This window comes from Parafrigoribacterium mesophilum, assembly GCF_039652555.1.
GTDB lineage: Bacteria > Actinomycetota > Actinomycetes > Actinomycetales > Microbacteriaceae > Parafrigoribacterium > Parafrigoribacterium mesophilum.
This window is the reverse complement of the sequence record NZ_JBDJAF010000039.1, coordinates 1-285: the sequence shown is the minus strand read 5'-3', so window position 1 is coordinate 285 and position 285 is coordinate 1. Positions and strand designations below refer to the sequence as shown.

Genomic DNA, 285 nt, shown 5'->3' with positions numbered 1-285 from the left:
ATGCTCCAATTGCCGTCCGCTGACACCGCGACCACCGAAGGACCTGTACCCCAGCGCACCGTGCCGTTGTACGCACCGATCTCATTGACCACGAGATCGCTGCGGTCGCCGTAAGACCACACTGCGAAGTTGTGCTGTCCGTCGTGGCTGATCGTTGCCGCGCCTGGCTTTCCGAGGTAGATCAACACGTCATCGCCAGTTCCGGTCGCGACTGCGCCTTCGAACGTCCGCAGTGACTTTATCGACCGCAGCGTGATGGTCCACGGGCCGGTTGCTGTCACTTGC

1 pseudogene is annotated in these 285 nt (G+C 61.8%); it reads right to left on the bottom strand.

Annotation, left to right across the window (positions count from 1 at the left end):
* Positions 1-285 (bottom strand): annotated as a pseudogene (locus ABFX56_RS16005) (hypothetical protein); the annotation flags it as partial.